The organism is Actinomycetota bacterium (assembly GCA_019347675.1).
In the GTDB taxonomy this organism is placed as follows: Bacteria; Actinomycetota; Nitriliruptoria; order Nitriliruptorales; family JAHWKO01; genus JAHWKW01.
This window is the reverse complement of sequence record JAHWKW010000017.1, coordinates 39,445-65,938: the sequence shown is the minus strand read 5'-3', so window position 1 is coordinate 65,938 and position 26,494 is coordinate 39,445. Positions and strand designations below refer to the sequence as shown.

At 70.1% G+C, this 26,494-nt stretch carries 29 protein-coding genes and 5 tRNA genes; 12 read left to right on the top strand and 22 right to left on the bottom strand.

Going from position 1 to position 26,494, the window contains the following annotated elements; genetic code table 11:
- The first annotated feature begins 608 nt into the window (after positions 1 to 608).
- Positions 609 to 1,691, top strand: coding sequence for a cation diffusion facilitator family transporter (locus tag KY462_12580; protein ID MBW3578549.1), 1,083 nt, complete (start codon positions 609 to 611; stop codon positions 1,689 to 1,691).
- Positions 1,692 to 2,260: 569 nt separating this feature from the next.
- Here KY462_12580 and KY462_12575 read toward each other — a convergent pair.
- Positions 2,261 to 2,335, bottom strand: a tRNA-Arg gene (locus tag KY462_12575).
- A 15-nt stretch (positions 2,336 to 2,350) separates the two neighbouring features.
- Positions 2,351 to 2,439 (bottom strand) — tRNA-Ser (locus tag KY462_12570).
- A gap of 174 nt (positions 2,440 to 2,613) precedes the next feature.
- On the opposite strand from KY462_12570, the gene KY462_12565 reads away from it, so the two are divergent.
- Positions 2,614 to 3,042, top strand: coding sequence for an OsmC family protein (locus tag KY462_12565; protein MBW3578548.1), 429 nt, complete (start codon positions 2,614 to 2,616; stop codon positions 3,040 to 3,042).
- Between the two features lie 199 nt (positions 3,043 to 3,241).
- On the opposite strand, the gene KY462_12560 is transcribed toward KY462_12565, so the two are convergent.
- The gene (locus KY462_12560) at positions 3,242 to 4,294 is read right to left on the bottom strand and encodes a hypothetical protein (GenBank protein ID MBW3578547.1); all 1,053 of its coding nucleotides are present in this window, start codon (positions 4,292 to 4,294) and stop codon (positions 3,242 to 3,244) included.
- Positions 4,295 to 4,433: 139 nt separating this feature from the next.
- Between KY462_12560 and KY462_12555 the strand changes: the two genes are divergently transcribed.
- Both KY462_12555 and KY462_12550 read left to right on the top strand, forming a co-directional pair.
- On the top strand, positions 4,434 to 5,384 hold the full coding sequence (locus tag KY462_12555) for a TIGR03557 family F420-dependent LLM class oxidoreductase (protein MBW3578546.1): 951 nt from the start codon (positions 4,434 to 4,436) through the stop codon (positions 5,382 to 5,384).
- Positions 5,385 to 5,506: 122 nt separating this feature from the next.
- Positions 5,507 to 6,112: a hypothetical protein gene (locus KY462_12550; protein ID MBW3578545.1), complete on the top strand. Its 606-nt coding sequence runs from the start codon at positions 5,507 to 5,509 to the stop codon at positions 6,110 to 6,112.
- A 12-nt stretch (positions 6,113 to 6,124) separates the two neighbouring features.
- Here KY462_12550 and KY462_12545 read toward each other — a convergent pair whose 3' ends face one another.
- The 5 genes from KY462_12545 to KY462_12525 form a co-directional block, all read right to left on the bottom strand.
- A complete protein-coding gene (locus tag KY462_12545) occupies positions 6,125 to 6,754 on the bottom strand; it encodes an HAD family hydrolase (protein MBW3578544.1) in 630 nt (209 codons plus the stop codon).
- A gap of 400 nt (positions 6,755 to 7,154) precedes the next feature.
- Positions 7,155 to 7,245 (bottom strand) — tRNA-Ser (locus tag KY462_12540).
- A 53-nt stretch (positions 7,246 to 7,298) separates the two neighbouring features.
- Positions 7,299 to 8,558: a serine--tRNA ligase gene (serS, locus tag KY462_12535; GenBank protein MBW3578543.1), complete on the bottom strand. Its 1,260-nt coding sequence runs from the start codon at positions 8,556 to 8,558 to the stop codon at positions 7,299 to 7,301.
- A 65-nt stretch (positions 8,559 to 8,623) separates the two neighbouring features.
- On the bottom strand, positions 8,624 to 9,544 hold the full coding sequence (gene pheA / locus KY462_12530) for a prephenate dehydratase (GenBank protein ID MBW3578542.1): 921 nt from the start codon (positions 9,542 to 9,544) through the stop codon (positions 8,624 to 8,626).
- 6 nt (positions 9,545 to 9,550) lie between these two features.
- The gene (locus tag KY462_12525) at positions 9,551 to 10,120 is read right to left on the bottom strand and encodes a DUF4446 family protein (protein ID MBW3578541.1); all 570 of its coding nucleotides are present in this window, start codon (positions 10,118 to 10,120) and stop codon (positions 9,551 to 9,553) included.
- Between the two features lie 123 nt (positions 10,121 to 10,243).
- Here KY462_12525 and KY462_12520 point away from each other — a divergent pair, with 123 nt between their 5' ends.
- The 4 genes from KY462_12520 to KY462_12505 are packed head-to-tail and all read left to right on the top strand — an operon-like array spanning position 10,244 to position 14,244.
- Entirely contained in the window at positions 10,244 to 11,503 is a 1,260-nt protein-coding gene (locus KY462_12520) for a branched-chain amino acid ABC transporter permease (protein ID MBW3578540.1), read from the top strand.
- Positions 11,504 to 11,562: 59 nt separating this feature from the next.
- Positions 11,563 to 12,555 (top strand): branched-chain amino acid ABC transporter permease, encoded by a 993-nt coding sequence (locus tag KY462_12515; GenBank protein ID MBW3578539.1) that lies wholly within the window; start codon positions 11,563 to 11,565, stop codon positions 12,553 to 12,555.
- Positions 12,548 to 13,411, top strand: a complete 864-nt coding sequence (locus KY462_12510) for an ABC transporter ATP-binding protein (protein ID MBW3578538.1) — start codon at positions 12,548 to 12,550, stop codon at positions 13,409 to 13,411. Before KY462_12515 ends, KY462_12510 begins: the two co-directional genes overlap by 8 nt.
- A 56-nt stretch (positions 13,412 to 13,467) precedes the next feature.
- Positions 13,468 to 14,244, top strand: a complete 777-nt coding sequence (locus KY462_12505) for an ABC transporter ATP-binding protein (GenBank protein MBW3578537.1) — start codon at positions 13,468 to 13,470, stop codon at positions 14,242 to 14,244.
- 71 nt (positions 14,245 to 14,315) lie between these two features.
- Here KY462_12505 and KY462_12500 read toward each other — a convergent pair whose 3' ends face one another.
- On the bottom strand, positions 14,316 to 15,659 hold the full coding sequence (locus tag KY462_12500; protein MBW3578536.1) for an ABC transporter substrate-binding protein: 1,344 nt from the start codon (positions 15,657 to 15,659) through the stop codon (positions 14,316 to 14,318).
- Between the two features lie 609 nt (positions 15,660 to 16,268).
- Positions 16,269 to 16,442 (bottom strand): hypothetical protein, encoded by a 174-nt coding sequence (locus tag KY462_12495; GenBank protein MBW3578535.1) that lies wholly within the window; start codon positions 16,440 to 16,442, stop codon positions 16,269 to 16,271.
- A 179-nt stretch (positions 16,443 to 16,621) separates the two neighbouring features.
- Here KY462_12495 and KY462_12490 point away from each other — a divergent pair, with 179 nt between their 5' ends.
- Positions 16,622 to 17,095, top strand: a complete 474-nt coding sequence (locus KY462_12490) for a response regulator transcription factor (protein ID MBW3578534.1) — start codon at positions 16,622 to 16,624, stop codon at positions 17,093 to 17,095.
- Between the two features lie 353 nt (positions 17,096 to 17,448).
- Here the strand turns inward: KY462_12490 and KY462_12485 are convergent, their stop codons facing one another.
- From KY462_12485 to KY462_12475, 3 genes are all read right to left on the bottom strand, one after another.
- Positions 17,449 to 17,697, bottom strand: a complete 249-nt coding sequence (locus tag KY462_12485; GenBank protein MBW3578533.1) for a DUF2442 domain-containing protein — start codon at positions 17,695 to 17,697, stop codon at positions 17,449 to 17,451.
- Positions 17,698 to 17,713: 16 nt separating this feature from the next.
- A complete protein-coding gene (locus KY462_12480) occupies positions 17,714 to 17,998 on the bottom strand; it encodes a DUF4160 domain-containing protein (protein ID MBW3578532.1) in 285 nt (94 codons plus the stop codon).
- A 203-nt stretch (positions 17,999 to 18,201) separates the two neighbouring features.
- A tRNA-OTHER gene (locus KY462_12475) sits at positions 18,202 to 18,295 on the bottom strand.
- A 130-nt stretch (positions 18,296 to 18,425) separates the two neighbouring features.
- Here KY462_12475 and KY462_12470 point away from each other — a divergent pair.
- The gene (locus KY462_12470) at positions 18,426 to 18,638 is read left to right on the top strand and encodes a hypothetical protein (GenBank protein ID MBW3578531.1); all 213 of its coding nucleotides are present in this window, start codon (positions 18,426 to 18,428) and stop codon (positions 18,636 to 18,638) included.
- A 134-nt stretch (positions 18,639 to 18,772) separates the two neighbouring features.
- Here KY462_12470 and KY462_12465 read toward each other — a convergent pair whose 3' ends face one another.
- The 8 genes from KY462_12465 to KY462_12430 all read right to left on the bottom strand — a co-directional run bounded on the left by KY462_12465 (position 18,773) and on the right by KY462_12430 (position 24,209).
- Positions 18,773 to 19,066 carry a hypothetical protein gene (locus KY462_12465; GenBank protein MBW3578530.1) on the bottom strand — a complete coding sequence of 98 codons (294 nt, stop codon included), beginning with the start codon at positions 19,064 to 19,066 and terminating at the stop codon, positions 18,773 to 18,775.
- Positions 19,063 to 20,301, bottom strand: a complete 1,239-nt coding sequence (locus KY462_12460) for a phage major capsid protein (GenBank protein ID MBW3578529.1) — start codon at positions 20,299 to 20,301, stop codon at positions 19,063 to 19,065. The genes KY462_12465 and KY462_12460 overlap by 4 nt, the downstream gene beginning before the upstream one ends.
- Before the next feature lie 432 nt (positions 20,302 to 20,733).
- Positions 20,734 to 21,195: a hypothetical protein gene (locus tag KY462_12455; GenBank protein ID MBW3578528.1), complete on the bottom strand. Its 462-nt coding sequence runs from the start codon at positions 21,193 to 21,195 to the stop codon at positions 20,734 to 20,736.
- Positions 21,192 to 21,395: a hypothetical protein gene (locus tag KY462_12450; GenBank protein MBW3578527.1), complete on the bottom strand. Its 204-nt coding sequence runs from the start codon at positions 21,393 to 21,395 to the stop codon at positions 21,192 to 21,194. The genes KY462_12455 and KY462_12450 overlap by 4 nt, the downstream gene beginning before the upstream one ends.
- Positions 21,392 to 21,886: a hypothetical protein gene (locus KY462_12445; protein MBW3578526.1), complete on the bottom strand. Its 495-nt coding sequence runs from the start codon at positions 21,884 to 21,886 to the stop codon at positions 21,392 to 21,394. Before KY462_12445 ends, KY462_12450 begins: the two co-directional genes overlap by 4 nt.
- Positions 21,883 to 23,676, bottom strand: a complete 1,794-nt coding sequence (locus tag KY462_12440; protein ID MBW3578525.1) for a DUF3987 domain-containing protein — start codon at positions 23,674 to 23,676, stop codon at positions 21,883 to 21,885. Before KY462_12440 ends, KY462_12445 begins: the two co-directional genes overlap by 4 nt.
- Positions 23,673 to 23,942: a hypothetical protein gene (locus KY462_12435; GenBank protein ID MBW3578524.1), complete on the bottom strand. Its 270-nt coding sequence runs from the start codon at positions 23,940 to 23,942 to the stop codon at positions 23,673 to 23,675. The genes KY462_12440 and KY462_12435 overlap by 4 nt, the downstream gene beginning before the upstream one ends.
- Before the next feature lie 63 nt (positions 23,943 to 24,005).
- Complete coding sequence (locus tag KY462_12430) at positions 24,006 to 24,209, bottom strand: helix-turn-helix domain-containing protein (GenBank protein MBW3578523.1); 204 nt, start codon at positions 24,207 to 24,209, stop codon at positions 24,006 to 24,008.
- A gap of 85 nt (positions 24,210 to 24,294) precedes the next feature.
- Between KY462_12430 and KY462_12425 the strand changes: the two genes are divergently transcribed.
- Positions 24,295 to 25,122: a hypothetical protein gene (locus tag KY462_12425; protein ID MBW3578522.1), complete on the top strand. Its 828-nt coding sequence runs from the start codon at positions 24,295 to 24,297 to the stop codon at positions 25,120 to 25,122.
- Positions 25,119 to 26,282: a site-specific integrase gene (locus KY462_12420; GenBank protein MBW3578521.1), complete on the top strand. Its 1,164-nt coding sequence runs from the start codon at positions 25,119 to 25,121 to the stop codon at positions 26,280 to 26,282. The genes KY462_12425 and KY462_12420 overlap by 4 nt, the downstream gene beginning before the upstream one ends.
- A gap of 75 nt (positions 26,283 to 26,357) precedes the next feature.
- Here KY462_12420 and KY462_12415 read toward each other — a convergent pair.
- Positions 26,358 to 26,441, bottom strand: a tRNA-Leu gene (locus tag KY462_12415).
- Positions 26,442 to 26,494: the final 53 nt, after the last annotated feature.

Here is a 26,494-nt window from a genome sequence, read left to right as displayed (position 1 = left end):
TGAAGGGCTTGGTGCCCTCGTCGCGGGGATTATCGAAGAAGTGCTGCGGCGTGCCGGACCGCCGAGGGGGCAGCCGCCGAACCGCGGCGACCCGCCTCTCCGTGGTTCCACAGGTTCCTCGACGCGGCCGCCGGCACCCCGATCTCCCTCGGCCAGGCCCAGGACGATCACGACGTCGAGATCGACGCCGGCGAGCAAGCGACGCTCGCCAGTATCCGGGGCCGGCTCGCCTCGTTCCCCGGCGTCGCGCTGGGCGCTCGTCGACCACCACGAGGAGCAGGTCCGACATCGGTCCCACGTCTTTTGTGTTCGGACAGCATCCGGTCGTTGGGCCGTCCTGCACGCCTCTTGGTTGCAACACCAATGAGCGGAGCCGGCGGTGGCGGTGCTCGTCGAGGAAGCGGCGGCAGTGGACATCTCCTCCCTCATTGTCCAAGCCTACGTTTCGACCGATGCCGCACGACGTGTCTGTCGGGGCCTGTCGACCCGACAGACAAACTGCGCGCAGGCCGGGCGTTGCTTTTCGGGTTGGGGACCATGTCGGTGGCCGGACACACGACACCACCGTGCCGGCCGTGGAGCCGGCCGTAGGCTGCTACCGAGGGGTCATGCACCACGACGAGGTTGAGCACCGCCACCACGAACCCCGGACGGGGTGGCGGTGCGCGCTCGCGACCGTGCGCGCGTTCCTCGGCCTGGGCGGCCAGCACGAGCACCACCACGGTCATCCCCTGCCGGGCGACCTTGAGGACGACCGCCGGGGCGTCAAAGCCGTGGTGGTCTCGCTCGTCGCCCTCGGGGTGACCGCGGCGTTCCAGCTGGTCGTGGCGCTGGTGACAGGCTCGGTCGCGCTGCTCAGCGACACGCTGCACAACCTGGCCGACGCGGGGACGTCGTTGCCGTTGTGGGTCGCGTTCGTGGTGGGGCGGCGTCGCCCAAACCGGCGGTTCACCTACGGCTACGCGCGAGCCGAGGACCTGGCGGGTCTGGTCGTGCTGGCCGTGATCGCCGCGTCGGCGGGCCTGGCCGCCTGGCAGGCGGTGGAGCGGCTGCTCGACCCGCACGCCCCGCGCCACCTGTGGGCTGTGGCGGCCGCCGGCGTGCTCGGGGCGCTCGGCAACGAGGCCGTCGCCCGCTACCGGATCCGGGTGGGACATGACATCGGCTCGGCCGCGCTGGTCGCCGACGGGCTACACGCCCGCACGGACGCGTTGACCTCGCTGGGCGTGGTCGTCGGCGCCGCCGGGGTGGCGGTCGGCTTCGCGCTCGCCGACCCGCTGGTGGGGCTGGTCATCGCCGCGGTGATCGTCCGGATCCTCATCGAGACGGCCCGCGACCTGCTCCTGCGCCTACTGGACGGCATCGAGCCGGGCCTGGTCGACCGGGTCGAGGAGGTCGCCCGCTCGGTGGACGGCGTGCTGGACATCGGCCAGGTCCGGCTGCGCTGGCTCGGCCACCGACTTCACGGCGAGGTCGAGGTAGCCGTGGCCGGCGACCTCACCGTCGCGGACGGCCACGAGGTGGCCGAGGCGGTCCGCCACGAGCTGCTCCACGAGGTGCCGCACCTGTCCAGCGCCATCGTGCACGCCGACCCGGTGTCGGCCTCGGGTATCGACCCCCACCTGGACCTGGCGCACCACCAAGACCCGCTGGCAGCCACGGACAAGGAGGCGACAGATCCCCGGCGTTAGCCGACCGGTCGCAGCCGCACCGGCAACCGATCCTCGGGACCGGCACACCGTACAGTCCGGGGCAGCTCGTAGCCGTCCCCAAGCTCCCACCGGAACCGCCGCAGCACCTGCGGGTCCGTCACTTCTTCGAATGATCCCGACGGTACGGTCGTCAACGTCATGTCGCACGGAGCGAGTCCGGCGCCCTTAGGGACGTTCCGTACGCGTCACCCGACCCCGGGGGACCGTCGCCGCCTACGTGTGGGACTACGACGATCCCGACTTCTTCCTCACACGCTTCTGGCGACCCGTGGCTCGTGCGACCGGGACCGGACGCCGAACGACGAGCGAGGGCGGTGCGCCTCTGCTCGTCCACACCGCTTGTCGCACCGCTCCGCCCACAACGGCCCGTTGGCCACAACGTCGGTCCATTGATCCCCCCCTGCGATGCGACTACTCGCCAGGCGGCCGTTGCTCTCATCTTCTGCTCAACGGAACCGTGCACACTTTGTACACACCACGGGAGTGCGGCCGGCCAGCAGAGTCCCCGGAAACAGCGAAATCCGGCCGTTAGGGCCGGATCCGCGTTGCGCGCTGGGAGGGATTCGAACCCCCGGCCGCCTGATCCGTAGTCAGGTGCTCTATCCGGACTGAGCTACCAGCGCATGTTGTGGGTGAAGCGGAGGCTGAGGGATTCGAACCCTCGAGGGGCTTGAGCCCCAACGGGATTAGCAATCCCGCGCCATAGACCAGACTAGGCGAAGCCTCCGGATGATACGACCACACGGCCACGGCAGGGTAGCGGCGGCACGACTCGGCGACGAGCCTCGCGGCCGACCGCGCCCCGCATGCGAACCGCCCCGCGTACGGGAGCTTGGCCCGCATCCGGACCTGACGAGCCGTACGGTCGCAGCGAAGCAACAACAGCAACGGAGGACCGGATATGCCGACACGCACCGCCGAGGCTCGCTGGGAGGGGACGCTCGACGAGGGCAAGGGCACGCTACGGCTGCCGAGCCAGGGTTACGAGGGCCCGTACACGAAGGGTTCACGCTTCGCCGACGCTGCCGGGACCAATCCCGAGGAACTGGTGGGGGCCGCGCACGCCGGGTGCTTCTCGATGTTCCTGTCAGCACTGCTGTCGGACGCCGGTTACGAGCCCAACAGCATCGCCACCACCGCTGACGTCACGATCGAGACGACCGACGCCGGACCGACCATCACCCGGATCGACCTACGCACCGAAGCGGACGTCCCGGGCCTCGACGAGGACGAGTTCCGTGACAAGGTCCAGGCGGCCAAACAGGACTGCCCGGTGTCCAAGGCCCTGGCCGGCGTCGGCGAGGTCACCGTCGAGGCGTCGCTGCGCTAGCGCGAACACCGCCCCGCCACACGGGGCACGTGTGCGGCGAGGCGCGGGCACACCGCCGGGAGCGCGAACACCGCCCCGCCACACGGGGCACGTGTGCGCGGACGCTCGCGAACACCGCCGGGAGCGCGAAGGCCGCCCCGCGAGGGCCGCCGCGACGCGACGACGGACCTCCAAGCTGCCAACGCGCCCCGCGAACTCATCAGGCGCGCTCGCCCGGACGGTCCGAGCGCGGGCCGGGCATCTCGCGTCGTCCCGGCAGCGGCTCGCCCCAGTCCTCGCTGCTGCGCTCCTCGGGCCGTCCCGCCTTGGTCGGCATGAACTCCCGCGCCGGCGTCGGCCGTCCCGGTTCGCGCTCCGCTACCTCGGCGACCGCGACCCACGTCCCCGCCGCGGTGGCGTAGATGGTGCCGTCCTCGCCCACCAAGGCCGACACCCCATGCAGGTAGCGGTCGGGGTCGTCGGCCTCGAACTCCAGCGACCGGCCGCTGGCGCCCTCGAACCCGACGGTGCGCAGAACGGTGCTGGGCCGCGCGTCGGCGTGGAAGTGGACGTCGAGGTCAACCAGCGTCGCCGCCGGCTCTGGCCGGGCCCCGAGCTGCTCACGGCAGGCCCACAACGTGGGGCAGGCCAGCATCGCGCAGATCAACAGCGGTGAGACCGCCGGAGCGGCCGGCCCGCCTTCGGCGTAGCGCTCGTCGGCGATCAGCCGCGACACCACCCGCCCGTCGGCGAACCACCCGGGAACCAGCTGGAGCCCTTCCGGGTTGTCCTGACCGCACACCCAGCAGTCGGCGAACAGCTCGTGGGATTCGGCGTCGGGCTTCGGCACGGCTGCCAGCTGTCGAGCGTCGGCGAGGTCGGGTGCCGGCTCGTATCCCCCGAACCGCACCACCCCCTCCACCAACCGCTCGACCGTGTCGGTCTCGAGGTCCGGCGGGAGCAGCCGTTGGATGGTGGCCTGGTGGGCGGCTTCGTCTCCCGGGCGGAGCACGACCTGCAGGTGATCGCCGAGCGGGACCGGCCGGCGCACCGATACGGCCACCGACGTGGGCGGCTGCGCATCCAGCCCAAGCAAGCGGCCGGCTGCGACCAGGGCCGCCGCGGCGACGCCACCGTGCAGGTACCCGGGGGCCTTGTGGTACTTGGTCGCCGGATAGAACGCCCGCTCCAGGCTGCCCTCATCGCGCTCCGTCGTGTGGTGTCCCCAACTCAGCTCCAGCAGCGGTGGTCCGGTCGTGACCAGGTCGGTCATCGGCTGTCTCCCTCGGGATCCGGCGTCACCCCCAGCATTCCGGCCTGAGCGGGCATCCCCTGATGCCCGAACGTCCGAGCCCGGTGCGGCGCCCGCGTCGCGCACGCGCCAGCCTTGCCTCATGCGTCGGGAGGTCGCCATGGAGCTCGGCTACCACCTGTCAGCCGAGGAGCACGGCCCCGACAAACTCGTTCGCACCGCTGTGTGCGCCGAGGAGGCGGGCTTCACCTTCGCGCTCGTCTCCGACCACTACCACCCGTGGCTCGAGGCACAGGGCCAGAGCCCGTTCGTGTGGGTCGTGGTGGGGATGCTGGCGCGGGCCACGCAGCGGATGCGGATCGGCACCGGCGTGACCTGCCCGACGATGCGCATGCACCCGGCCATCGTGGCGCATGCGGCGGCGACCGCCGCGGTGGCGCTCGACGGCCGCTTCTTCCTCGGGGTGGGGTCGGGTGAGTGGCTGAACGAGCACATCCTGGGCGGTCGTTGGCCGCCACCGGGCGTCCGCCTCGACATGCTCGAAGAGGCGATCCAGGTGATCCGCGCGCTGTGGTCGCAAGACGGCGTCACCCACCGGGGGACGCACTTCACGGTCGAGGACGCCCGCCTGTACACCCGACCGGAGCGTCCACCGCCGCTGCTGGTCGCGGCCGGCGGACCCCGTTCGACCTCGATCGCCGCGGAGCACGGGGACGGGGTGATCGCCATCAGTCCCGACTCGTCGCTGGTCGAACGGTTCGTGCAGGCCGCCGGCCAGGACGCCTCCCGGTACGCGAAGATGACCGTGTGCTGGGCTCAGGACGAGGAAGAAGCTCGGCGCACCGCCCTGCGGTGGTGGGGCAACGACGGGATGGGGCCGTTGGGCACTGACCTGCGCACCGTCGAGCACTTCGAGGCTGCCCTGGCCCGTATGCGCGACGACGCGGCGATCGCCGGCGTGTTGACCGGACCGGACCCGGAACGGTACGCGGCCAGGATCGGCGAGTTCGTCGACGCTGGCTTCGATCACGTGTACCTGCACCAGGTGGGCCCACAGCAGGACGCGTTCATCGACTTCTTCACGCGCGAGGTCCGCCCACGTCTGGAGTGACGCAGAGACCGCCACTGGATCTCCGCAACGGCCAGTTCTCCGCTATCCCCAGGGCCCAACCACGCCGATCCCCGTCCCCGCCAGCGGCGGGCGAAGCTGCCTCCGACGAGCGGGAGGTCGCCATGCGCGCGCGCTGGGAGGACGCGGAGCGGTTCCTGGAGGCAACCGCCGAGCTCGACCTACGCGCCGAGGGACAGGTGCGTCCGAGCCTGGTCGCGTTCGACGGTGAGCAGCTGCTGTTCGTCGCCTGGCCGCGGCCGTTCGACGAGGGCCGCTACCACGCCCCGCTGGTGGAGTTGCTGGCGCTGGCGGCACCGCTCGGCGCCGACCGTCTGGCGGCGGCGCTCCCCGGCCGGGCGTGGTCGTTCGCCGATCCCATCCCGCCCGTGGTCGACGGTGTGGGTGATCTCCGCCAGCGGGTCCTGGCGATCGAGTCGGTCGACGCGCACCGCCACCCGGCCCGCCGTGAGAGCATCGTTCGGCCGTTCGATCTGCTCGACGGAGAGGTGCGCTGGCACGAACCGCTGCGCCCTGGCCCGTCGGAGAGCTGGATCGGACGTGCGTTGGAGACCGCGGCCACCACCCTGCGCCGCAGGATGCGGGGCAGCCAGCACCACGTCGCCGTCGATCAGGCGACACGGTGTCTGGATCTGGGCCACGAGCTCGCTTTCTCACAACCGGTCGCCGAACGGCTGCTGTTGCAGGCGGTGGCCCGTCGTCAGCGCTGACGACGTCACCGCTCAAGACAGGAGGTCGCGCACCAGCGGTGGGACGTCCTCGGGCCGGTCGGCCGTACGGTCGGCGTCGGCCAGCTCTCCCGAGTCGCCGTAACCGTAGGCCGTACCGATCACCAGCAGCCGGTGGGCGTGGGCAGCTTCGACGTCGTCGCGGCGGTCGCCGACCAGCAACCCGGCGTCGCCGAGTCGATGGACCAGATCGGCCACGACCGGATCCTTCCCGACCTCATGGTCGCGGCGGGGACGGACCAAGTCGAACCGGTGGCGGATGCCGGTCTGGTCCAATACCGCGTCGACGTAGCCGCGGCGGCCGTTGCTGTACAGCACCAGGTCGTCCGCGACCTCGCGGACCTGATCGAGCATGTCCTCGACGCCCGGGTAGAGCGCGGCTTCTGCGGCCATCAGCTCCCGTTCGTGGCGGTGGAACTCCTCGGCCACCCGATCGGCGAGGCGTTCCGGGACCTGCTCGGCGAGCCAGGTCGTGAACTCCTCGATCGGCCGTCCGATCCACCGGCGGATCGCGTCGTCCTCGGCGGTCACCCCTGCCTCGTCCAGGACCGCCCGTGCCGCCTGCACCGTCATGCCAACCGAGTCGAACAACGTCCCGTCGAGGTCGAACGCCACGAAGGCCACCGTTTCTCTCCCCTAGAATTGCAACACCGTGGCCCCGACCTCCGCCCCGTGTCGAGCGCGGGACAGGAGCCACTGGAGCCGAGCCTTCAGGGGTTGGCGCGCGGCGAGAGGTACCGCACGTGTGCCCGCCGCAGCTGGCGGAACGGCACGCCGCTGCGCTGCTGGTCCTCGCCGCGTCTTCGCTGCGTCGGCGGAGCGTGTGAGACTCGAACCCACGGACCCTCGCGGGGCCGCGCGGTTTTCCAGACCGACCGAGCCCGTGCCGGCCTGTTCCGCCACGTGCCGGCCTGTGCCTGGAAAATACCGCCCCGAGCGGATCAGCGACGTCACCGGCCAGCCGCACGAGTGGGTCGTACCGCGCGGATCTGCCTGACCGAGCGCTCGAGGACAAGGATTTCGGCGGAGGGTGTGGGATTCGAACCCACGGGACCCCTCGCGGGGCCCGGCGGTTTTCAAGACCGCTGCCTTCAACCGGACTCGGCCAACCCTCCGAACCTTTGAGGATACCGCCGGTCACCGCCCCGACGGCGGTGCAGCACGACACTCAAGCGCGGGCGAACAGCACCTCGCGACCGAGGTGGGGCTGCAGCACCTCGGGCACCACCACCGACCCGTCCGCGTTCTGGTGGGTCTCCACCAGGGCGATGATCGTGCGCTGCACCGCCAGCGCCGTGCCGTTGAGCGTGTGAACCAGCTCGGTACTGCCGTCGTCACGTCGCCACCGGACCCGCAGCCGTCGCGCCTGGTAGTCGGTGGTGTTCGAGCAGGAGGTGACCTCGCGGTAGGCGTCCTGGCCAGGCAGCCACGCCTCGAGGTCGAACTTGCGAGCCGCCGACGCCCCGAGGTCACCGCTGGCGATGTCGACCACGCGGTAGTGCAGCCCGAGCCCGCCCATGATCTCCTCCTCGATGGCGAGGATGCGCTCGTGCTCGTCGCTGGACGCGTCGGGCCCCACGAACGAGAACAGCTCCACCTTGTCGAACTGGTGCACGCGGAAGACCCCGCGCGTGTCCCGCCCGTACGAGCCGGCCTCCCGACGGAAGCACGAGGAGAACCCCGCGTACCGGACCGGAACCGTGTCGAGGATCTCGTCCATGTGCATCCCGGCCAGCGACACCTCCGAGGTGCCCACCAGGTACAGCGGATCGTCGCGCATGGCGAAGATCTGCTGCTCGTCGGTGGGGAAGAACCCGGTGCCGTACAGCGCCTCGTCGCGGACCAGGACCGGGGGGATCACCGGCTGGTGGCCGTGGCGCATGGCGACGTCCAGCGCGTAGCGCACCAACGCGAACTCCAGTAGCGCGCCCTCACCTTTGAGGTAGAAGAACCGCGCCCCGCTCACCTTGGCAGCGCGAGCCAGGTCCAGCGCACCCGGCGGTTCGAGGAGCTCGACGTGGTCTCGGACACCGAAGTCGAACTCCGGCTTGGACCCTTCGCGGCGGAGTTCGACGCTGTCGTCCTCGCCACCGGCGGGCGCGTCCGGATGCGGGAGGTTGGGGATCGCGGCCAGGGCCTCGTCACGGGCCTCGGCGACCGCGACCTGTTCCTCCTCCGCCCGACGCAACGGTTCTTTGAGCTCAGCCGCAGCCGCGATCAGCTCCTGGCGCTCCTCCGCCGGCGCGGTCCCGATCGCCCGAGACCGGACGTTCTGCTGGGCGCGCAGCCCATCGACCTCGGCGGTGACCTCCCGCCAACGGCGGTCCAGGTCGATCACGCGCTCGACGTCGCTGCGGGCGATGTCACGGCGCGCCAGCGCCGCGATCACCGCCTCGGGATCGTCACGCAGGAGTCGGACGTCGATCACGGTGGGCGAGGCTACGCCACACGCGCCCCCGCGGCAGCGACCGCGTCACCGACACGGCGACCGCGTCAGCGGCGGATGCGCTCGCGCCACTCCGCCAGCCACTCAGCCGCCTCACGGTACGCGGCGTCGTCAGCGGCGATGCGTTGCGATTCCTCCGGCTGGCGCGCTCCCGAACGCCGGTAGGAGCCCAGCACCTTCACCTCGCGGTGGGTGCGTTTGACCGCGGCGAGGGCGTCACCGACCCGTTCGTCGGCCAGGTGACCCTCCACGTCGACGAAGAAGCAGTACTCGCCCAGCTCCTCCTTGGTGGGCCGCGACTCGATCTTGGTCAGGTTCAGATCGCGCTCGGCGAAGATCTCCAGCAGCTGCAGGAGCGCGCCCGGCCGGTTCTCCTCGATGAACACCACCAGCGATGTCTTGTCCCACCCCGTCGGGCGTGGCAGACGATGGCCGACCACCACGAAGCGGGTCACGTTGCCCTCCCGGTCCGCGACGTTGCGGGCCAGGACGTCAAGGCCGTACCGCTCGGCGGCGAGCTGGTTGACCACCGCCAGCTCGGGAGCGTCCGAGTTGGCGACGTGTTCCGCGGCCCGAGCGGTCGAGGTCGAGGCGATCCGCTCGGCGTCGGGCAGGTTCGCCGACAGCCACCGTCGGCAGGCGGCCAGGGCCACGTCATGCGAGCGGACCGTCACAATCTCGTCGAACGTCACGCCGGGGCGGACGGCTGCCACCAGGTGCACCGGCAGCTCCAGCTCAGCCTCGATCAGCAGTTCGACCTCGAACGCGAGCGCATCGAGGGTCACGCTGACCGGGCCCTGGAGCGTGTTCTCGATCGGGACGACGCCCCGCGCGGTGCGGTCGTCGGCGACCGCTCGGAGAACGTCCAGGACGTCGGGGAGCTCGACCAGATCGCCGTCGGCGCCCGCGACCAGCCGCGCTGCGGTCTCGGAGAAGGTGCCGGGTGGACCCAGGTACGCCAGCGTCACGGCGGTCTACGACGCCGCGCGGCCACGGCGGCGGCGCGGCGGGTTGACCACGGCCTGGCGCTCGCCCGTGAGCGCCGCGTCGATCGCTGCCTCCTCCTCGGGCGACAGGTTGTAGGAGCTCGTCCCGCCTGTTACCGGCTTGGCGTAGGTCCGCGCCTCTGTCCGTCCGTTGATGGATGACAACACGACCCCGTCGCCGGACTCGTCGAGGATCGCCGCGGAGAACGACAGCGCCCCGCCCATGTCGTCGAACGCGTCGTAGCGGACGACGCCGACACGCGACACGGCCGCACGCAGCAGGCTGCGCAGATGCTCGGTGTTGCGGTGCACCACCGCGATCGCCTCGCGCAACTGCTCGACCTCGCCGAAGCGGCGCTCGAGGACCTCGAAGAGGTCCTCGCGCCGGGCCGGGTCGAGGACAGCGTCGTACCCGGTGCGCAGGCGCCTCAGGCGGAGGGCGACGACCGTCAGCGCGCTTCCGAGGACGACGACGCCGATGAGCGAGACGATCGTGAGGAGGGCGAGCAGCTGGTCCGATAACTGCACCGGGGCGTCCCTGTTCGAGCTGGACAGCATGGTACCCAGCACGGCGCCGCGTCGAGCGACGGCGCCTTCGACATCTAGACTCCCCGCGGCACAGATGGAAGGGAGGGTCCGATCCCTCGGCAGGCCGTGCGGCGTTGGCTGACGGCCGCGGTGATGATCGTGCTGGCTTCGCTGACGGCCACCGCTGCCGCCCTGAGCGGTGAGAGCGGCGACCGGCAGGACCAACGACAGCCCGGCGTGTTCGGCACGCTTCAGACAGCCGACGGACAACCCCTCGACGGGGTCGAGCTGATCGTGTTCAGCGAGGACGCCGGCTTCCAGGAGACGGTCGAGACCGACGCTGACGGGGACTGGAGTGTCGACGTTCCCCGCAGCGGGGCCTACGTGATCGAGATCAACGAGGACACGCTCCCCGAGGACGTCAGCCTGAAGAACCCCGACAACAACCCCACGACCATCACGGTCCGCGGCAGCAGTCGGCGCGTCCTGTTCCCGATGGGCGAGAGCGCGGCGGGTGGATTCAGCTTCCCGTTCCGGTCTCTCGCACAGCGGCTCGTGGACGGCATCAAGTTCGGTCTGATCATCGCCATCACGTCCGTGGGGCTGTCGCTGATCTTCGGGACGACGGGGCTGATCAACTTCGCGCACGGCGAGTTCGTGACGTTCGGCGCGATCGTCGCGTGGTTCCTCAACGTCCAAGGACCGCAGCTGCACCTGGTGTTCGCCGCGATCCTCGCCACGGCGGTCGGCGGAGTCTTCGCGGGTGGCCTGGAGGCAGGCATGTTCGCGCGGCTGCGCGAGCGACGGGTCGGTGGCTTCCAGTTCCTGGTGATCACGATCGGCCTGTCGCTGCTGATGCGGCACGTGCTGGTGCTGTGGTACGGCAGCCGCCAGTCGCCCTACGCCCAGTACACCGTGCAGCAGCGGATCCGGTGGGGACCGGTCGCCGCGACGCCCCGCGATCTCGCCGTCATGGCGCTGTCCGCCGCGATCCTGGTCGGCGTGGCGATGATGATCGAGCGCACCCGCATGGGCAAAGCGATGCGCGCCGTGGCCGACAACCCGGACCTGGCCGAATCCTCCGGCATCGACGTGGCCCGCGTGATCCTGGTGGTGTGGATCCTCGGCGGGGCGCTGGCCGGCATCGGCGGGGTGCTGCAGGGCTTGGTCACCGCCGTCGAGTGGACCATGGGGTTCCGTCTGCTGCTGCTGATGTTCGCCGCGGTGATCCTGGGAGGTCTCGGCACCGCGTACGGCGCGATGGTCGGCGGTCTGGTGATCGGGATCGTCAGCCAGGTCAGCACGGTGTGGCTACGGGCAGAGCTTCAACATGCTTGGGCTCTGCTCGTACTGGTGCTCGTCCTGCTGATCCGCCCCCAGGGAATCCTCGGACGCAAGGAGCGGCTGGGGTGACGCCGGGCAGCTGTTGGGGTTCGATCACCGCCGGCGACGCGGACAGGAGCTGACGGCAGATGCAGTGGGACGTCGTCGCCGGCAACGCGCTTCGCGAGGCGTTCGGTCCCCAGGCGGCCTGGTTCGCGCTGATGGCGATCGGGTTGAACGTCCATTACGGGTACACGGGGCTGCTGAACTTCGGTCAGATCGGGTTCGCGATGGTGGGCGCCTACGGGGTCGGCGTCGCGGTGCAGATCTTCGGGCTGTCTCTGTGGGTGGGGATCGCTGTCGGGATCGTGGCGGCGCTGGTCCTCGCGGTCGCACTGGGGCTGCCGACCCTGCGGCTGCGTGGCGACTACTTCGCGATCGTCACGATCGCGGCGGCAGAGGTGATCCGTCTGGTGTTCGGGTCGAACGCCTCCCGGGACCTCACCGGGGGGCCGTTCGGGCTGCGCAACGTGGCGAACGCCTTCTACGAGCTCAACCCGCTGACCCCCCGCCGCTACACGGTCTTCGGTAACTGGTCGTATCTGCACGGCCAGCTGTGGTCGATGCTGGTGACCTGGGCGCTGGTCGCGGCGGCCACCTACTTCGTGTACCTGCTGGTGCGCAGCCCCTGGGGACGGGTGATCCGCGGCATCCGTGAGGACGAGGATGCGGTGCGCAGCCTCGGCAAGAACGCCTTCTGGTACAAGATGCAGAGCCTGATGATCGGCGGGGCGATCGGCGGCCTGGGCGGCATCATGCTGACGATCCAGACCTCGGCGGTCACGCCCCTGACGTTCCGGCCGCAGCAGACGTTCTTCGCCTACGCCATCCTGATCGTCGGCGGGGCGGCCACCACGTTCGGGCCGGTCATCGGGACGATGATCTTCTGGTTCCTGTTCAGCGGGGTCACATCGATGCTCCGCCAGCTCGCGTCGCAGGGGCTGGTGCCACCGATCATCGCCACGGAGGACTCGATCGGGGCGCTGGTGCTGGCGCTGGTCGGGCTGGCTGTCATCCTGCTGATGATCTACCGGCCGCAAGGTATCTTCGGCAGCAAACGGGAACTGATCCTCGATGTCTGAGCAGGGACCCACGTCCACCTCCGGCCGCGCGGCGACGCTCGCGGACGTGCCGGCGGAGCCGGGCGTCTCCAAACCCGACCCGATCCTGGTCGTCGATGACGTGCACCGCCAGTTCGGTGGCCTCGTGGCGGTCGACGTCGATCACCTCGAGATCCAACGTGGGGTTGTCACCGCCCTGATTGGTCCCAACGGGGCCGGCAAGACCACCTTCTTCAACCTGTTGACCGGGTTCGACGATCGCGACCGGGGAACCTGGCAGTTCAACGGCGTCGAGATCCAAGGCAGGCCGTCGTACCGGGTCGCGCAGTCGGGGATGGTGCGCACCTTCCAGCTGACGAAGGTCCTGTCGCGGTTGACGGTCCTGGAGAACATGAAGCTGGGCGCCACCGGGCAGGGCGGCGAGACGCTGTGGCGGGCGCTGTTCCGGCGCAGCTGGGTTTCTCAGGAGCAGCACATCGAACAACGCGCCGACCAGGAGCTCGAGCGGTTCGATCTGGCTGGGATGCGGCACGAGTACGCCGCGACGTTGTCCGGCGGGCAGCGCAAGTTGCTGGAGATGGCACGCGCGTTGATGGTCCAGCCGAGGCTGGTGATGCTCGACGAGCCGATGGCGGGTGTGAACCCGGCCCTCGCCCAGACCCTCCTCGACCACATGCTCCAGCTCCCCGGCCGGGGCATGACGGTCGTGTTCGTCGAGCACGACATGGACATCGTGATGAACATCAGCGACTGGGTCGTGTGCATGGCCGAGGGGCAGATCATCGCCGAGGGACCGCCCGACAGCATCGCCAACAACGACGACGTGATCGATGCGTACCTCGGTCGCCACCACGATCAGCCGGGCGCCGCCCGCTGAGACGGGCGCTCGGGATCGCCGTCCGCGCTCCGAGAAGACACGTCGAACAGGAGCCGATCGTGACAGACGACGAGCCGGTCGACTCGGCAGCCGACCGTAGCGACAGCCGCCGACCGATCCTGGAGGCCAAGGGGATCGTCGCCGGTTACCTGCCCGAGGTCGACATCCTCAACGGCTGCGATCTCGAGCTGTACAGCGGCGAGCTGGTGGGCATCATCGGGCCCAACGGCGCCGGAAAGTCCACGCTCGTGAAGGCCATCTTCGGCCTCGTCCCGGTCCGAGCCGGGTCGGTCGTCCTGGCCGGCGAGGACATCGCCTCCCTGACGCCCCACGAACTGGTGGGACGGGGCGTCGGGTACGTCCCCCAGACCAGGAACGTCTTCCCCTCGCTCACGATCGAGGAGAACCTCCAGATGGGGGCGTACCTTCAACCGGCCTCGTTCCGGGAACGCTTCGAGTACGTCAGCGAGCTGTTCCCGCTGCTGCGACACCGCCGCAGCCAGCGGGCCGGGGACCTGTCCGGAGGCGAACGTCAGATGGTCGCGATGGCGCGGGCCATGATGATGGAGCCGCGGGTGCTGCTGCTCGACGAGCCCTCCGCCGGCCTCTCCCCCAACCTGCAGGACGACACCTTCGACCGGGTGCAGACGATCAACCAGGCCGGCGTTTCGATCGTGATGGTGGAACAGAACGCCCGTCGCTGCCTGCAACTGTGCGACCGCGGCTACGTGCTCGACCAGGGCCAAAACGCCTACACCGGCGCCGGCGAGGAGCTGCTCCACGACGAGAAGGTGATCGACCTCTACCTCGGCACGCTGTCCCGCGTCGAGTGAGACGCGGCCAGACGAGAGGGGCCGAGGCATCCCGCCCCGACCCCTCTGCGTTCGACGGACGACGGACGGCGTTACTGCGGCGTCGGTGTCGCCCCGATGTCGAGGTCGACGCGCTCGGAGCGGACGGGCGTCAGCTCTCCGTCTTCGTACCTCGCCACCGCGTAGGTGGTCACGGTCGGGTTGCCGAGGTTGCCCTCGCCCGCGGGCTCGCGCAGCTCGATCTCACCCGAGGCCCCGTCGTAGTCGATGTCCTGACCGTCATCGAGGAGCTGCTTGCACGACGCGAAGTCGGTGCACTTCTCGCCGCCCCGGGTGATGTCGAGGATCAGGTCGGCGAACTGCGACGAGTCGTCGGTCTGGGCCTGCTCGGCCGCCAGGGCCAGGATCGTCACGCAGTCGTAGGACTGACCCCCGTAGATGAACTCGCTCTTGGCCTCCTCCGGCAGGAACTCGTTCAGGCGCTCGTTGAAGTCCTGCGAGCCGGAGGCACCGATGACCTTCATGCCGTCGAGGATCGAGACGTCTCCGCCCTCGCCGGCCGCGAACTCCGGCAGGCGCCCGGAGAACACGCCGTCCGCTCCGTACACGGCCGACACGTCGAAGTCGGTCTCGGCGAGCCGGCGCAGGAACGTCGCGCCCTCACGGAAGGCGATCAACACGACCGCGTCGGGGTCGTTCTCGGTCACCGTGTTCACCTGCGTGTCGAAGGTCTGCTCCTCCTCGGTGTACTCCACGGTGGCCAGAACCTCAGCGTTCAGCGCCTCGAGTTCCTCCTGCACCAGGTCGGCGAGGCTCTGACCGTAGGAGTCGGAGCGGTTGACGATGACGACGGAGGAGTGGCCGTCGCGTGTCACGATCTCGTCGGCGATGACCGGAGCGACCGCGTCATCGGGCGCCACCGTGCGGAACATGAACGCCGCGTTGGGCTGTGTGAGGAACTCCGGCGAGGTCGCCGACGGTGAGCAGTTGACGATCTGGTTCTGGAACAGAACATCCAGGAACGACAGCGTGACGCCCGATGCGGCCGCCCCGACGATCACGTCGGAACCCGACGCGAGCAGGCTGTTGACGTTCGGGCCGGCGACCGTCGGATCGGTGCCCGAGTCCTCTTCGAGCAGCCGGACGTCGCGGCCGAGCACACCGCCTGCCTCGTTGATGTCCTCGACGGCCATCTCTGTGGCGTTGATCATCGATTCGCCCAGGTAGTCGAGGAACCCCGACTCCGGCAGGACCCGGCCGATGGTCAACTGTCCGTCGCCCCGCCCGGTCACCTCCACCTCTTCGGTGGGGGTCGGGGTCCCGGGTCCAGGCGCGAAGCCATCCTCATCCGGTTCTTCCCCGTCGGGGCAGGCGGTGAGCCCCAAACTCAGAACGGCGACCACGGCCGCCATGCGCATCGATCTGGTGCGCTCCATGTTCCCTCCTGCTCGTCGATGTCCGCACAGCGTGCGGCGTCCGGTCCGCGGCGGGAACTGCATCCGGCCGCGCCCCGCACGTCACGGGGCCCGGCCCATCCTACGACTGTGGTAGGAGGAAGCAAGGAGCGCACGGTCACACGAAGAACGGTCACACGAAGAACGGTCACACGAGGAACGGTCACGAAGAACGGCCGCCCCGGCGGGTGCCGGGGCGGCCTGCGTGTCGTCACGTCGCCCGGTCAGGGGGCCGGCGACTCGGTCGCCTCAGGAGTCGTCACCCCGCCGGTCGTGGTCTCTGGCGGCGCCGTCTCCTCCGTGCCGCCTCCGCCACCGCCACAAGCCACCGCCCCGAACGCGAGCGCAGCTGTGGCCGCGCCGGTTACGGCAGTGCGCATGAGTTTCGAGCTCACCATCCTCGCCCCTGTCTCAGATCTCGTCGACGGACGGTCCGTCCGGCCCCCGCTCCGCGCGGTCCCTCCCGCACAGCAGGCCCCACTGGCATGCCTGCGCAGTGTCGCGGCGGGAGGGACGTCGGACGCACGAACGCCGCCCGTTGGGACGGCTGTCCGCACGACCGGTGTCGTCGGTACGACCCGGTCCGAGCGATCAGGTCGCCGGCGCCTCGGGGGTCTCGGTCTCGACCTCGACCTCGGTCTCGGTCTCCGTCGGAGTCAGCTCGGTCTCGGCGCCGTTCTCCGGCTCCTCCACCTCGGCTTCACAGGCGACGGCGCCTGCGGCCAGCGCCCCGACGGCGGCGCCGGCGACGAACAGTCGGGTCAACTTAGAACTACGGGTGCGCAACATCAGATCCCCTCTCTCGGCTGTGAGGTACGACAGTTGTAGCAGGTTACGGCCGCCCGCCACCACATCACCCGACGTCCGACCGGTCCGGTGTGCGCGGCACCGCCTGCAGGCACGGGTCGATCGCGTGCGCGCCTCCGTATAGTCATAGTCGTCCCGTGAGCCACCATCCCGACACCGACGCTCCGGCCACCGTCGTGGTGGCCGACGACAACGACGACCTGCGCCTCCTCGTCCGCAGCCACCTCAGCCGCGATGCACGGTTCCGCCTTGCTGCCGAGGTCGCCGATGGGCGGGCGGCTGTGGACGCGGTCGCCCAGCACCAACCCGACCTGATCCTCCTCGACCTACGGATGCCGCGCATGGACGGGTTGGAGGCGATGCCACAGGTGCTGACCCGTTCGCCGCGGACCATGGTGGTGGCGCTGTCAGACTTCGACGAGCAGGTGATAGGGGGAGCGGCACAGGCCCGCGGGGCGTTCGCCTACCTGGAGAAGGACACGATCGGAACCGGGTTCACCGACCAGCTGCACGGCTTGCTGCAGGAGTTCCGACGGGCACTGGCAGGCGACACCGTGATCGCTCCCGCCCGGCCAGCTCAAGGTGACTGGCGGCCACCGCGCCACGCCTGACGACCCGGGAGCTGCATCAGGTCGGATCCGCGATGGGAGGCGGGATGAACGGCGTACGGGCTGGCATGGGTAGTGGGCGAGAGAGGACTTGAACCTCCACCCCCTTACGGGGGCACGGACCTGAACCGTGCGCAGCGCGTTTCAGCGCGTTTCAGCGCGTTCCGTCGGAACACCTACGCCACGGCCGCCCTGCGAGCCGGGGTGTCCCCTGAGGTCGTGTCGAAGCGACTGGGTCACTCCTCGGGGGTCATCACCCTGTCGATCGACGCCCACGTGTTCGAGCAGGACGACCAGGCCGCCGCCGACCGCGCCGCCGCCGCGATCTACGGGACCTGACGTTCGGCTCCGCTTGGTCAGACGGGAGTGACCGCCTTCGACTCGGCGTACAGCATCCTCGGGGAGAGATCAGCTCCGTTCGGCCACACGATGGTCCCTGCTGCATCATCGACCCTGACCTGACGGAACCGTTCGTAGTCCTCGGCCAACGGTTCGAACATCTCGCCCCACAGGTGCGGTTCGAGGTCGATGACCTTGGTGCTGCCGTCCTCGAAGGTGAGCTCGACGATGTAGCGGGCCAGCACCTTGACGCCGGTCACGCGGATCAGTGGTTCGATGTTGTCAGTCACGGTCGTTCTCTCCGGACTCGAGGGTACCTGGGAAGCGATGCTCTCCGGTCGCGTGGAAGGCGGCGATCGCCTCGTCCTGGTGCTCGCGTAGGAGCTCCACGGTGCGCCGGATCACCTTCGGCGGGACCTTGCCGGAGCTAACCAGGACCTCGAACGTGTCGAGGGCGATCTTGGCGTTCCAGTCGGGGCCGACCACATCGACGTGGGGGCGCTGATGTGGTTCCGAGGCGTAGAAGTACAGCCCAGCCCCACCCACGGTCGCCCATCGAGGACTCACCGACCACCCTTTCGCTCGAGGGCGGACCATGGACCATAAGGAACGCTCAGCCAGGAACCGGACGATGCCGGTCATGAAGCGCCCGCGCAGCGCGTTTCGGGTCCACAGCGGGTCCACAGGGGGGCGAAGCGAGCCGAGTGCAGCGAGTCGCGGATCGAGCTATCTGCTTGGATTCCGGTAGCTAGGACCCGCTAGCGATGAAGTGGGCGAGAGAGGACTTGAACCTCCACCCCCTTACGGGGACACGGACCTGAACCGTGCAAGGCGCGTCCCGGCCACTACCACCCTGTACCGCCCCGTGCCGCTGACCAGCGGAAACACACCGATGTCGTCCCTTCGGATACCGCCCACTGCCAGGCGTTTCCGCACCGTTCGTGACCAAACCGTGACCGCGACGTGACCACGCACGGCAGGTACGGTTAGCACCATGCCCCGGCCGCGACCCTCCGGCGACCAGCTGCAGCTGCCGTGGCCGATGACCGGGTGTCCCGTCTGCGAGGTCGTCTACGACCCGGACGGGTGGGGCCCCGCCGACAAGCTCAGGGCGCACCTTCCGGCCGCGCACCCGGACGTGGTTGCGATCGTGGCGGCGCGGCGGCGAAAACGACGGCCGGCCGCACACGACGACGACAGCGAGTGAACCGCGGGGTGGTGGGGCGGACGCCGCCGCGACCACGACCCGGAGGAGGCGAAACCCTAGGGCCGTGAAAACGCGACGGTCGCCCGCCTTCCGGGGCGCCCGCGCCTAGCCAGCGACGGGTCGCCCCGAGCCTGTCAGGCGACGGTCGGAGTCGACGGCTCCTCCGGGACGTCCGCCTCACGCCGCGCGAACCCCTCGAGCCCTGCGGGGATCGGGTCGCCCGCCGCCACGAACGTGAACACCCCGTCGCCCACGTCGGGACGTTCCACCAGCAGCGGCACGTCAGCCACCACCCGTTCGACCCCGCCGACCTCGGTCTCGGTGACCCGTGCCTTCTCGGCCTTCTTCGCCATTGCCTCTCCTTCGCTTGGGTAGCCGCACGCCTCCCGGACCAGCCCCTCGAACGACCAGTCCCCCGCCAATCTCACGGGGTGACACCTTCGAGAACCGTGAACGCCGCCGGCCTGGCGAGCGTGACGTCCGCGCGCAGGTGCGCAAGGAACCCGAGCTGGAACGCGTCCGCATAGCGCTCGCGGAGCACCTCGATCTCAAGGCCGTGACGGACCCCGACGAGCATCTGTGACCAATCACCCCCGAACACGCTGGAGGCGTTCGTCGCGGTCCCCTGCGTCTCGGTCACCGGAACCTGGTTCGTCGCATACCGGGGCACGTCGGCGACCGTCTGCGGCAGCGTGAGCGGGTTGTTGTTCGCGTCCTTCAGCTTCAGGACGCCGCGCTCGGTGCGGGGCGCGAGGATGACCGCACCTGCGGTTGCCTCGTTGCTGTTCCACCCGGTCGTGACCACGTCGACCAGCAGGTCGTACGTGATGATGCCGCCGTTCGCGCCCGCCGAGATCTTGGTAACCCCCGTCGTGTTCTTCACACCGCGCGGCTCCGGGTCCGTCCCTGAGCCGAACAGTGCGGCCTTGTCGAGCGTGATCGCCAGCTGCGCGGCGAACGCGTCTCGCAGGGCCTCCTCGGCGTTGATCGAGTCCTCGATCAGCTCCCGGGACGCCTTCGTCAGGGACACCAGGGTCTTGGCCTTGAGCGTGACCTGCTCAAAGGTCATGTCACTGTCCGTGATGACCGCGTTCTCGGCCTTCCAGGACGCGGTCGGGTCGCCCGCCACCCTCGCGATGTTCACGGTCAGTGAGTCCATCGGCACCGTCCGTGCGCCGGCCCGGAACACCGCAGCGACGTTGCGTGCCCTGTCGATCAGCTCCGCCGACAGCACCGTCGGCACCGTGTAGCCGCCCCCCGCCAAGGTCCCCTCGGACAGCGCGCGACGTTCACGTTCGGCGTCCCGCCAGTCGCCCGTGCTGATGCCGCGCAGCCACCGTCCGAAGCTCAGGTCGCGCTGGTCGTCGGGCGCGACCCCGCGGCCCGCCACCCAATCCGCGACACGCTGTTCGCGGTCGAGGACCGCCCGGTCCGCCACGGTGCTGTCCATGCTGCCTCCTGTCCCGCCAGCCGGCGGCGGGTCATCGACGCGTTCCAGGTGATCCATCACGTCCGCGAGCCGCTCGTCACGGGCCGCGACCGCGTCACGCAGGTCACGTTCCAGCCGGTCCAGGTCGCCGGCCGACGCGCCCGCCTCGACGGCCTGGTCGTACGCGGCGTGGGCCCGGCGAACCGCGGAGGTCAGCTCGGTGAACGTCGGCATCGGGTCCTCCTACGCAAAAACGCCGACCCCCCTCGGGGTCGGCGAGTGCTCATCGCGGCTTGCCTTACGGAGCACCATACCGTCTCAACCGGCGCTGTAAAGCGTCCCACCACGCCTCAACGCGCCGCCTCGGCCACACCGGCGATAGACCGCGATGAGCCGGCCTCGACCGAGGTAGACGGGCGTTGGACGGCGGTGAACCGGCGTTGCACCGCGGTAGATCGGCGTAAAGGCGCGTGCGCGCACCCCGCACACAAAAAGCGCACCTCGCACAACCAAAGCCCCAGCTTGTACGCGATCGAAATGAGGGGCGCAGGTGGGGAGGAGCGGGTCGGACCCAGACTTTTCGAGCCGGGTTGGGCCGGGGCGGGGGCGATCATCCCCGTGAGGCGGGGTCTTCGTGGCTGCGGTGTCGTCAGGTGTAGTTGAGGCTTAGTCCTGGTCGTCGGGGTGGTCGTCGTCGGGGTGGTCGTCGGCCTGGTCCGCGTCGAGCTTGTCGAGCTGGTTCAGCTCGTTGGCGCGTCGGCGGGCGTGGTGGTCGAGCTCGGCTGCCGCCGCCAAGTACCAGTCGGGCAGGTGGGGGAGGTCACCTCGCATCGTCATCGCGGCGGCGACGTCGCGGTACTCGCGAGCGAGGCGGCGGGCGTCGTCGGCTGTGAGGATGTCGGGGGTCTCGTCGGCCTGGGGTGGGGTGGTCATGTCGAACGGGGCGAGGTGTCGGCGGCGAAGTTCGGCGGTCAGCTCACGGGCTTTGGTCCAAAGCCACGCAGCCTCGGCGAGGTCGGTGTCGCCGTCGGGGTCGAGTGTCTTGGCCAGCGCGACGTAGAGCACGCGGAGTTCCTTGTCGTTCATGTGTCGGAGTGCGAGAGCGGTGGCGGTGGTGGGGCGGTTCATGTGGTGTCTCCTGTCCTGGTGACGGTCTCGTCCTCGTCTGCTTCGAGGCGGGCAATGCTGCGGTGCAACTGCTGCAGCAAGTATTCGGCCACGGCGACGGCGTGGTGCGGGACGCGGCCGTCCGCGTTGGCTTGGCGCAGCGCGGCCAGTTGCTCGGTGAGGGCGGCGGCTTCGGCGTGGAGGGCGTCGAGGGCGGTCACGCTGCGCCTCCGCCGTCGTCATCGAGGTCGGCGATGACCAGTCGGGCGCAGCCCCGGCACAGGTCCCCGGTGAACAGCAGTGGCCCCATGTGGAGCGCGATCGGCCGGAACGTGACGACGCCGCGGGTGCCGCACAGGTCGCAGCGGTCGTCCTCGTCGGGCGGTGGCCGGCGGATCGTGCGGACGCAGCGGGCGCAATCCGCGCGGCGAAGGGGAAGGCGGACGTACAGCGCTTCGGGGGCGTCCTCGCGGATGTGGGGGCAGACCCGGCAGTCGAGGAACGCAGCGAGCAGGGCCGCGCGGGCGTCGTCTCGCGGGACACGGTGGGTGAGGTCGGGGGCGAGGCCGGCCAGCCGGCGGAAGCTGGCGAACGCTTCGGCGGCTGCGGCGTCCGTCTGGTCGGCGACGTGGGTGGGGACGATCGGGCCGTGGCGGGTGAGCAGGTCGACCGCGCGGCGGGCGGTTTCGAGCCGTTCATCCCACGTTGTCACGGCGCACCTCCGACACCTCTGGACCCTGCCGCAATACCCGCAATACCTGCAGAATTGCTGTCGGGTCCTGCCGGACCGTGCCCTACCCCTAATTCTGCGGATACTGCGGTTTCTGCGGCGAGTGCTAGGGGGTTGACCTCGTAGCTCGGAGACGGGGGGCGTCCCGGCCCGGAACGATCGGGAGCGGGCAACCGCCGGACGTAGCCGTGGGCTTCCAGTAGGTCGAGTGCGGGGGCGAGGTCGTCCACGGTCGCCAGGCGGCTGCGGGACGCGCGGGTGAACACGTCACGGACGGTGACGGTGAGCGGACCGTCCGCTGCGGCGGGGCGGTCGGCGGGGCGGTCCTGACCCATCCGCCGCAGCACGTCGAGCACGTACTCGGCTTTGTCGACCTCGGGGTTGGCGCCCATCTCATCGACCGCCGACAAGTAGTGGGCGGTGAGCACCCGGCCGAGGTCAACTGCGGTGTTCATCGTGTCCGCGTCGACCGGCCTCCTGCAACACGAGTCAGGGTGACGGGCGACGTGCAGCAGCCCCGCGATCCGGACGACCGCGCCGACGAGCTTGGCCGCCCAGTCGGCGACGTGGTCGAGGTCACCGCCGGGTCCGAGCCGGTCCTCGACGTCCTGCGCGAACGCGAACATCGCTCGTTGCGCGTCGCCGGTCAGGGTGACGACGGCCGGGTCCGTCCACCCGGCCAGCGTCTCCGCGAGGCCACGAACGACGCGGCCGTACGTTTGCGCGACCTGTTCGGGCACGGGTTCGGGGTCGACCCTGCGCCGGCCGACCATCGTGGTCGGCAGCACGAACAGGAACCTGGCGATCAGTCCACGGCCGGCGAACGTCAGGTTGCCGCCGACCTGGCGCAGCACCTGCGGCTGGACCATCAGCCCAACCGTGAGCGCAGGCTTGCGGACGTATTCGGGCGGCCGGCCTTTGCGGTCGATCCGCAGCGGGCTGCCGGCGTGCCCTTGGAGGAACACGTCGAGGTTGGGGATCGCGGAGTAGCGACCGGCGAGCACGTCGAAGATCCCGCCCTCGTCGGCGACGAGCGCGACCTTGCCGGCGTTCTCGTACATCAGGGTCGCGAGCGCTTCGGGGGTGACGTCCCCGGCGATGAGCCGGGGAAGGGTCGGGACGTCTATGGCTTCGGCGGCCAGTGCGGCGGACACCGCTTCGGCCTGCAGCTTGTCGCGGCGGGGACCGTCCTCGTTCGCAGCCTTAGCCTTGGCCTGCGCGGCGTTCTTCGCGGCGATCTCGCGCCGCGTCTCGGCCTCGGCGACCTTCGGCGCAGCCTTCGCGACGAGGGCGTCCTCCGCTTCGCGCAGCGGCCGGACCAGCGCCTGCTGCACTGGCGTTTTGCGTTCGCCGGGGCGCGCGACCGTCGCGATGAACAGGTGGGTCGGTTCGCGCCAGCCGGGACGGGCCTCGACCTCAAGGCGCCCGCCCGCGCAGCCGGCGAGGACCGACAGTGCGACTGCCGCCGGCATGGCCGGGTCGGTCTGAGTGAATTCCGCCGTCGCGGTCACCATCGCCGCCAGCCAGTCGGGGAACACGTCGACGGGGAACGGCGGTGGAGACAGCCGCCGACGTAGCGGTACCGGGGTCACCCAGCCGTCCGCGCGAGGTCGTTCGCCGTCAGGGGGTGGGGTAGGAAGCGGCGGGGCGGCCGTCACGACCAGTGCCGGCGCCTGCGGGACCTCCCCGGTACCGCCGCAGGCGGGGCACGGGTTGCCGTCGAAATCGTCGCCGGTTCCGCCGCACGCCGCACAAACCTCGCGGGCGCTCATCCCGCCACCTCAAGCTCGCGGTCGAGCTGGGTGACGTGGCGCCGGTGGAGGTCGATCGCTCGGGCGCGCCGCCGGGCAAGAACCCGCAGCCGGCCCCGTTCCACCGCACTGGTCGGTGCCGGTTCGGGGTCCGGGGCCCATGCGAGCGGCCCATCGGCGCGGATGCCGAGCGTCACGAGGTCGTCGCCGTGCAGTACCTGACGGACCGCATCCGCGGCGGGGTCACGTCTTGAGGGCCTGCTACGGTTCGTAGTGGTGGGGGACATGCAGGTCCCTTCTCGGGGCGGCCACTGCTGGCGAGGCGGTGGCCGTCCTGCGTTGCGGGGCGCTCACGCGCCCACGACTGTCGAGTCGGCGGACTGCTCAAGAAGACGTTCGAGCGCAACCTTGGGGATCACGATCCGTCGGCCCACCCGGATGCTCGGGATGAACCCTGCGCCCACAGCGGCGTAGGCGGCGTTCCTACTCACGCCGAGCAGCTGCGCGACTTCTTCGACCGTGTAGGTCAGTCGTTCGTCGTTCGGTGTCGTCATCTCCTGTCCTTCCTGTCCCGCTCGTTCCGGGGGCGTGGTACGCTTTCCCGAACTGACGTAACGGTACACCCCGGGAGCGCATGGAATGACGGACGGCCTGTCACGATTTCGTCTCACGCACTGGCCGGGCTCCCCCGTCCCGGTGCCGCCCCTCCGACGCATCGCCGTCGAGCACGTCGACGGTGGGTGGCTGCGCTACGGGGCGTTCGTGGACATGGTCGAACTGCCCGATGAGTTCGTTCTCCGTGAGCTGCGCGATCTCGACGCGAACGACCCGGAGGCGGTCGTCGCCTTCAGCCAGCGATGGGGGCCGCTGACCACGCTCGGCGAGGACCCGTTCGCCTTCCTGCCGGCGAGTGAAACGACGTCCGGGTCCGGGCCGTACCGGGGGCTCACCGCCGTCCGCGACGTCTACGCGGTCGAAGTGCTCGGGGAGGCCCCGGGGCTGCTCGTGCAGGTCGAGGCCGCCGCGATCCACGCTCGTGCGATGCAGGCGCTCGCACGCCACTGGATGCTCGCCACGCAGGGCAAAGGACCCGCAGCCGCCTGGGGCGAGGTCGGCCTCTCCCCGCCGTCCTCGGGTGACGCCTCTTGGGGGCGGTGGGTGTCGTTCCTGAACGCGGCACTGGCGCCGTTCCACGTCCATGTGCGGCTGGCCGACGACCCGGATACCGGCATACGCCTGCCGAACGTGTACGCCGCTGCGGCGCTCCAGCTCGCGAACCTCGTCGCCGAGAACGCGACCACCCACGTCTGCGCGAACGAGACGTGCGGGCGGGTGTTCGTCCGGCAGCGCGGCCGAGCCGCGCAGGGCCAGCACCGCACGACCGGGGTCATGTACTGCTCGAAGGGCTGCGCCCGCGCTCAAGCGCAGCGCAACTACCGACGTCGCAAGAAGGAGCGGAAACGATGAGGGGTTCGGTCGGGTCGTACGACACGAAGCGGGGCCGACGGTGGCAGGTTGTGTACGACCTGCCGCCCGGTGCGGACGGGAGGCGGCGGCAGGCCAAACGTCGAGGATTCGCCACCCGACGCGACGCACAGGCTGAGCTACGCAAGGCGCTAGCCGCTGCCGACGAGGGCCGCCACGTCGACCACTCCCCGCAGACACTGGCCGACTACCTGCGTGCCTGGCTCGCCGGCGTCGCCGTGAAACCCACCACGCTGGAGAACTACCGCACGTGCGCGGAGGCGTACGCGATCCCCCGCCTCGGGGGCGTCAAGCTGCAGGCGCTCACCGCCGAGCACATCGACGCGCTGTACCGGGACCTGGAACGGTCGGGGCGGCGCGACGGCGGGCCGCTCGCCCCGAAAAGCGTGAGGCACGTCCACACGATGCTGCGGCGGGCGCTGCAGGTCGCCGTCGAACGGGGCCACGTCGTCCGCAACGTGGCCGACCTCGCGCATCCGCCGTCCCGCACAGCGACACGCTCGAAGGCAGCCCGAGACAAGGCATGGCCGGCCGAGCAGGTCCGCACGTTCCTCGCCCACGTCCAGGGCGACCGGCTGTACGCGCTGTGGTACCTAATCGCCACGACTGGCCTGCGCCGAGGCGAGGCCCTCGGACTGCGCTGGTCCGATCTCGACCTCGACGGCGGACGGCTGCGAGTCGCACAGACTGTCACTGTGGCCGACAAACGTCCGGTGTGGTCCACCGACGGCAAGACCGGCTCGGCCGAACGGACGATCGCGCTCGACACCTCGACGGTGGCGGTCCTCCGCGGGCACCGCAAGGGTCAACTCGCGGAGCGGTTAGCGGAGGGGTTGTCAGCCCGCCCCGACCGGGGGCTCGTGTTCTGCTGGGAGGACGGCCGTCCGATCCACCCCGACCGGGCCTCGACGTGGTTCCTGCGTCACTGCCGCGCGCTCGGCCTGCCCGAGATCGGCGTCCACGGCCTGCGGCACAGCTACGCGACGGCCGCCCTGCGAGCCGGGGTGTCGCCGCACGTCGTGTCGAAGCGGCTCGGGCACGCCAGCGTCGCGATCACGCTCGACGTCTACGCGCATGTGTTCGTTGGCGACGACGAGTCGGCCGCGGAGGTGGCCGCCGCAGCGATCCTCGGCGTTTCGTGACCAAACCGTGACCAAAAGAGCCCCCGGCGTAGACCGGGGGCTCTCGCTTTTGGTGTTTCCGCAGGTCAGGATAGGTGGGCGAGAGAGGACTTGAACCTCCACCCCCTTACGGGGACACGGACCTGAACCGTGCGCGTCTGCCAATTCCGCCACTCGCCCGGGACGGCTTACGCCGGACGAGGAGCGTACCGGCCGACATGCTGGACAGCGAC